General features: G+C 37.0%; 5 protein-coding genes. 4 read left to right on the top strand and 1 reads right to left on the bottom strand.

The window, feature by feature from the left end:
- Positions 1-108: 108 nt before the first annotated feature.
- The 4 genes from rpe (at position 109) to DRW42_RS11475 (ending at position 5,884) form a co-directional block, all read left to right on the top strand.
- Positions 109-780 carry a ribulose-phosphate 3-epimerase gene (rpe, locus tag DRW42_RS11460; protein ID WP_113948968.1) on the top strand — a complete coding sequence of 224 codons (672 nt, stop codon included), beginning with the start codon at positions 109-111 and terminating at the stop codon, positions 778-780.
- Between the two features lie 108 nt (positions 781-888).
- On the top strand, positions 889-3,309 hold the full coding sequence (locus tag DRW42_RS11465; RefSeq protein ID WP_113948969.1) for a TonB-dependent receptor: 2,421 nt from the start codon (positions 889-891) through the stop codon (positions 3,307-3,309).
- Between the two features lie 480 nt (positions 3,310-3,789).
- Positions 3,790-4,863 carry a 3-phosphoserine/phosphohydroxythreonine transaminase gene (gene serC, locus DRW42_RS11470; protein ID WP_113948970.1) on the top strand — a complete coding sequence of 358 codons (1,074 nt, stop codon included), beginning with the start codon at positions 3,790-3,792 and terminating at the stop codon, positions 4,861-4,863.
- Between the two features lie 70 nt (positions 4,864-4,933).
- Entirely contained in the window at positions 4,934-5,884 is a 951-nt protein-coding gene (locus DRW42_RS11475; RefSeq protein ID WP_208643543.1) for a D-2-hydroxyacid dehydrogenase, read from the top strand.
- Between the two features lie 289 nt (positions 5,885-6,173).
- Here the strand turns inward: DRW42_RS11475 and DRW42_RS11480 are convergent, their stop codons facing one another.
- Positions 6,174-6,791, bottom strand: coding sequence for a hypothetical protein (locus tag DRW42_RS11480; protein ID WP_244215246.1), 618 nt, complete (start codon positions 6,789-6,791; stop codon positions 6,174-6,176).
- Between the last annotated feature and the right edge of the window lie 46 nt (positions 6,792-6,837).

Genomic DNA, 6,837 nt, shown 5'->3' on the forward strand with positions numbered 1-6,837 from the left:
GTAACTTGCATTCTTAGTAAAACCGTATAAACAAATAATTGTTGCAAAGCATAAACAATCAATTCAGATATTGTTCCAAGTTATTGCAATAGCGAAAATCTACAAGAAATGAAATACATTATTGCCCCATCTATACTTTCTGCCGATTTTGGCAATTTACAACGCGATATTGAAATGATCAACCACAGTGAGGCCGATTGGTTCCATGTTGATGTAATGGATGGCGTGTTTGTACCCAATATCTCTTTTGGTTTTCCGGTAATGACAGCCGTAAAAAAGCATGCGGTTAAGCCATTGGATGTTCATTTAATGATCGTAGACCCCGATAAATATATTGAAGACTTTGCGAAAGCAGGAGCAGACCGGATTACCGTACATTACGAAACCTGTACACATTTGCATAGAACCATTCAGTTGATCAAAGCATCAGGTTGTAAGGCAGGGGTCGCTTTAAATCCACATACGCCTGTAAATTTGCTTCAGGACGTGATTGAAGATCTTGATCTGGTGCTGATTATGTCAGTTAACCCGGGTTTTGGCGGACAGGCCTTTATTCACAATACCTATAAAAAACTAAAAGATTTAAAAGCTTTGATCCAGGGTGTTAACGAAGATTTGATTATTGAAGTAGATGGTGGCGTAGGTTTACAAAATATTGCTGCATTAGTTTCTGCAGGTGCCAATGCTTTTGTAGCCGGAAATGCAATTTTTGCAACAGAAAATCCGGCTGAAACCATTGCTAAAATGAAAAGCGTGACAGCTGGCGCTATAAATATTTAATTGTTAAACGCTCTATCGCTAAATTGTTTTTAAGATAAGGCGGAGATGAACTTTTATTATCTGATATTTTCGTCTTGATACTTAATACTCTTATCTTGATACTATAAAATGCTCAAATTTCGGCTAATCCTGTTTCTTTTAATCGCTGGCTGCAGTTTTGCTCTCGCACAGCCATTGGTTAGGGTTTCTGGAATAGTTTATAGTGAAGAAAAGTTGCCCTTATCTCAGGTTACCGTGATTGTTTTAGGTCAGGCGCAAACAGCAGTTACCGATGAGTTTGGGGTTTATACCATTTATTCAAAAACAAAAACTTTCAGCATCAAATATTCCCTTTTGGGCTACCAACCGCAAACCGTTAAGTTTAATGAACGTTCGGGCGCAAGGATTGTCAGGCAGGTAAATTTAATTGCCAATATTAATGAGTTAGAGCAGGTTAATATTACCAATAAACAGAATCAGCTGAGTAATGCCACCACCATTAATATAGCTGATGTACCATCAATGCCTCTGGTTTCGGGCAATTTTGAAACCATGCTCAAAACTTTGCCAGGCGTATCAACCAATAACGAATTAAGTGCTCAATATAGCGTTAGAGGTGGTAATTTTGATGAAAACTTAATCTATATAAATGATGTAGAAATAAACCGACCGGTATTAATCCGCAACGGACAGCAGGAGGGACTGAGTTTTATTAATTCTGATCTGGTTAGTAAAGCTAAATTTTCTGCAGGTGGTTTCGAAGCAAGATATGGCGATAAACTTTCTTCAATGCTGGATATTAAATACGATAAGCCCGATAGCAGCCAGACCACCTTTAGTACCAGCCTTTTAAATACTTCATTAACAACCAAAAAGCTGTTTAAAAATAGTTTTTTACTGGCAGGTGTAAGGTATAAAAACAATTCGAGTGTATTGATTAAACAGGATGAAAAGGGGAGTTACAATCCCAACTTTGCAGACGCGCAATTGTTGTATCAGTATGATTTTTCTGAAAAATTTAATATCAGTTATCTGGGGAGTTTTAATCTTGGCCAGTTTAAATTAGTTCCAACCAACAGGGAAACGCAGTTTGGTACGTTAAGCACTACTTTAAGGTTAAATGTTGATTATACCGGACAGGAAATTGATGATTACCAAAGCCTGGGGAATGCCATAACCGCCACTTATTCTCCAAAGCCGAACCTGGTAATCAAGTTTATCAATAGTTATTTTAATACGATAGAAAGAGAACGTTTCGATATTAACGGAAGTTATATTTTTGATGAGGTAGATAATACTTTTCCTGGTGAAAACTTTGGGCCCGTAACTAAAAACAGGGGCATCGGCAGCTATTATAATTATGGTAGAAACAGCCTGAATACACAGATTTTTGCATCAGAGATAAAGGTAGACCAGAACTTTAACAGTCATGTATTTTCCTGGGGAATAAAATTTGATCAGTCTAAATACAACGATCAGCTAAACGAATACAACTATACCGATTCTGCTGGTTTTATTTTACCTAATAACTCGAAAAACATCGTTTTACAGAATGTAATCAATGTAAAAAACAACATCGACATCAAAAATTACAGTGCTTATATTCAGGATAGTTATTCGCTTTCCAATTATGCCGAATTACAGTTGGGCGCAAGGGCAACATATAGCTCATTAAGCAAACAGTTGCTGATTAGTCCGAGGTTGTTGATCGCTTACCGGCCGAATTCGAATAAAAAGATTTTAAGATTTACCGCGGGTGTGTATAAACAACCTCCATCGTACCGCACTATACGCGATTTTTCCGGCCGATTAAATATCAACCAAAAAGCACAGAGTTCTTATAATACCTCGTTGGGTTACGAATATGCTTTTGATGCTTTTGGAACAAGGTTAAAATTTACTTCCGAAGCTTACTTTAAATATTCTGATCGTTTGATTCCGTATAAGATTGATAATTTGCGGATTAAATACCTGGCTGATGAAGTATCGCGAGGCTACGCTTATGGTGCCGATTTCAGTATTGGAGGCGAGTTTGTAAAGGATTTGGTTTCTTATTTCAGAATGTCGGTAATGCACGCCAACGAAGATATTATCGGCGATAGCTATGTGCAAAACGGCACCACCATTTATCCTGATTATCTAAAAAGGCCAACGGATCAGCGTTTAAATTTCTCCGTATTCTTTCAGGATAGGCTGTTAAACAGTCCAACTTACAAAGTGCACTTAAATGCGCTTTATGGTTCAAAATTACCTATCGGGCCATCGCAAACACCAAGATACCTGGATAAGTTTTTTGTTCCTTCTTACAAACGTGTAGACATTGGTTTTTCTAAAGATTTCCTCGATGATGCCGCCCTGCATAAACCAAAATTCCTGGATAAAAATTTCAGCGCTGTTATCTTATTTGTAGAGGTATTTAACATGCTGAATATTGATAATACGGTTTCTTACCTCTGGTTAAAAGATGTAGATAATGTGCAATATGCTATTCCAAATTATTTAACTGGCCGGCAGTTTAATTTAAAGTTAATTGTAAAGTTGAAAAACTAAGTTTTGTTAACTGCAAACTTTCAACTGCTAACTGAAAACTGCAAACTGTGAATTGCAAACTGCTAACTGATATGTGCGTTACCCATGCTGCGCAAGGGTCAGGCTTTTCAGGGCTGCGCTTCGCTCCGGTACCGATGAAGAATCGGTACTGAACCCTTACAATCCTTAACGCGAACCCACCGTTTAAGATCATCTTTGAGTTTAGTTAGATCAGTAAATTCATTAGTCCAGTATACAAATCGTATTCTGCTTATCAAGTGGTTTAAGAAGCTGATTTTGCATTTAAACTTACCAGATTTCAAAAATATTAATGGTTTGTTTTGATCTGTTTTTAGTAAAACGTTTTAATTGCAAAAACTGCAATAAATCAATCAATTTATGGCTTTTTTTTAACAAAATTTAATTTTTTAGGATACGATTTTATGGGCATAACTCCTTTAAAAATTTTACATTTACGCCCATAAAACATTATATAATAAGATGAAGCATAATTTTGGCGCAGGCCCTTGTATTTTACCTCAAGAAGTGTTTAAACAAGCAGCTCAGGCTGTTTTAGATTTTAACGATGGATTATCAATTTTAGAAATTTCGCACAGAACAACCGAATTTGAGGCAGTTGTTGCTGAAGCTGATAAGTTGGTAAAAGAATTATTAAATGTGCCGTCCGGTTATTCCGTTTTATTTTTACAGGGAGGTGCAAGTTTACAGTTTGCAATGGTGCCAATGAATTTATTGGGCGGCGGACAAACTGCAAGTTATTTAGATTCGGGTGTTTGGGCTACCAAAGCATTAAAGGAAGCTAAATTTATCGGTAATGTAAATGTAGTTGCTTCATCAAAAGATGCAAACTATACTTTTATCCCAAAAGATTTTGAAATCCCTGCCGATAGTGCTTATTTCCACTATACCTCTAACAATACGATTTACGGTACCGAACTTTTCGAAGTGCCTAAAACCAGTGTTCCTGTAGTGTGCGATATGTCATCTGATATTATGAGCCGTGTAATCGATGTTGCTCAGTTTGATCTGATTTATGCTGGTGCACAGAAAAATATTGGTCCGGCAGGTTTAACCATTGCTATTGTAAAAGATGAAATTTTAGGTAAAATCGACCGTAAAATTCCTTCGATGTTAAATTATCAGTCGCATATCGATAATGGCTCAATGTACAATACACCTCCGGTTTTTTCTATTTATGTAGCGTTATTAAACCTTCGTTGGTTAAAATCAAAAGGTGGTGTTGCCGAAATCGAAAAAGAAAACAAACAAAAAGCAGAAGCGCTTTACAGAGAGATAGACCGTAACCCGTTATTTAAAGGTACGTGCGCTGTTGAAGACCGTTCGAGAATGAATATTTGTTTTGTAATGGAAAATGCAGAATTGGAAAAACCATTCCTGAAGTATGCAGAAGAGCAAGGTATTGTGGGCATTAAAGGACACAGAAGTGTTGGTGGTTTCCGTGCCTCGATGTATAATGCCCTGCCAATTACAAGCGTTCACGCATTAATTGATGCCATGCAGTCATTTGAAGAGCAACAGGCAAAAGCAAATTAATTTAAATTTTAACCGATAATTGATTCGCATTTAAATCTGTGTAATCAATTTAATCAGCGAAATCATACATATGATTAAGATATTAGCAAACGATGGGATCGATCCGATCGGAAAAGAATTATTAGAAAAAGCAGGTTTTCAGGTAGATACTGAAACCATTCCACAAGATCAGTTAGCCGAAGCATTAAAAAACTATGATGCCATTACGGTTCGTAGCGCCACAAAAGTGAGAAAAGAACTGATTGACGCTGTTCCGAACATCAAGTTAATTGGCAGAGGTGGGGTAGGTATGGATAATATTGATGTAGAATATGCTCGCAGCCAGGGTGTTGCAGTGGTAAATACACCAGCGGCATCTTCATTATCAGTGGCCGAACTGGTATTTTCGCACTTATTTACCGGTATCAGGTTTTTACAGGATGCCAACCGTAAAATGCCTGTTGAAGGTTCTACTCAATTCAATAACCTTAAAAAAGCTTATGCAAAAGGAACCGAATTAAGTGGTAAAACCATCGGTATCATTGGTTTTGGTCGCATTGGTCGCGCTACTGCTAAAGTAGCTTTAGGTTTGGGAATGAATGTTTTAGCTTACGATTTATATCCTTCTGAATCTGAGATTACCTTAGAATTCCAGGGTGGAAAATCGGTGAGTATTCCAATCAAAACCGTTTCATTGGATGAAGTAATTGCTGGTAGTGATTTCTTTAGTTTACATACACCATTTGCGGATAAACCGATTTTAGGTGCAGAAGAATTTGCCAAAATGAAAAATGGTGTGGGTATTGTAAACTGCTCACGCGGTGGTACAATCGATGAGCCGGCTTTAATTGCAGCTTTAGATTCAGGTAAAGTTGCTTTTGCAGGTTTAGATGTTTTCGATAATGAGCCTACGCCTTTGGCAGCAATTTTAACCCATCCTAAAATTTCTTTAACACCGCACATTGGTGCCTCAACAAACGAAGCGCAGGAACGTATCGGTACGGAATTGGCGACTTTGATTATTGAGCATTTTAAGAAATAGATAGGCGCTTGCGCTCGTTTCCAAACGAGTGCACAAATAGCTTTACGATTCTATCGTTTGTAAACGATGAACTATTCAACGCTCGTTAAAAACGAGCGTTAGCGCGAAATAATTATAAAATCTAGACCTTATAGGTTTTTAAAGCCTATAAGGTCTCATATCCTAATCCAACGCATTTGTTGTAACCCAATAGCGATAGCCCAAAATCGCTTTCTGAAAATTAGTGAGCTTATTCGGATCCTTTTTATACAAACTTGGTAATACTGCCTTGTTTATCTTTGCCAGGATTTTAAACAGTCCTTTTTTTATTTTCCTTTAATTTTTTGTTGAAGAAATAAAATCCACCAGCCATTACCAAAATCAGGAATGCAATAATATAGGTTGATAAACTGCCTTTATTTTTTTTGTCTAAATCTTCTTTAAGTTGTGCGTTCTGATCCTGAAGCTTTTTAATGGTGCCCATATAAGCTTCGATCCGGCTTTGTGAGTTATCTGCTACGGCCACTTTCTGCTGGTTCTGCAAATCTTTATAATCCATCAATATTTTCAGCTCTTTAAAAATATTGTTATCTGTTAACACCACCTGACGTAAAATTTCATTCGAATTTTTAATATCCTTTTTCGTCTGCCAGCCAAAAATACCTGATCGTTGCGTTAAACTTTCATCATATTGACCAAATTTAGCGCTACGTTCCTGAAGTAAAGTATTTACTTTAACGCGTTGCGCTGCATAAGCCGTAGTATCCTGTTGGGCATAGGTTTGAAAACTCAATAAAATAAGCGGGAGCAGGTAAAAATATTTCTTCATGTGGATATAAACGCGAAAAAGGTAGAAGTTGTTTTGCTGGTACATTAGTTCAGCCGTCATTGGTGTATTGGTAGTGCAAAACACCACAATATTCGTCATCTCGTTCCGATAACTCCTATGTTTACAATGTTTAATTTAGTAAACA

Origin of the sequence: Pedobacter miscanthi (assembly GCF_003315595.1) — a bacterium.
GTDB lineage: Bacteria > Bacteroidota > Bacteroidia > Sphingobacteriales > Sphingobacteriaceae > Pedobacter > Pedobacter miscanthi.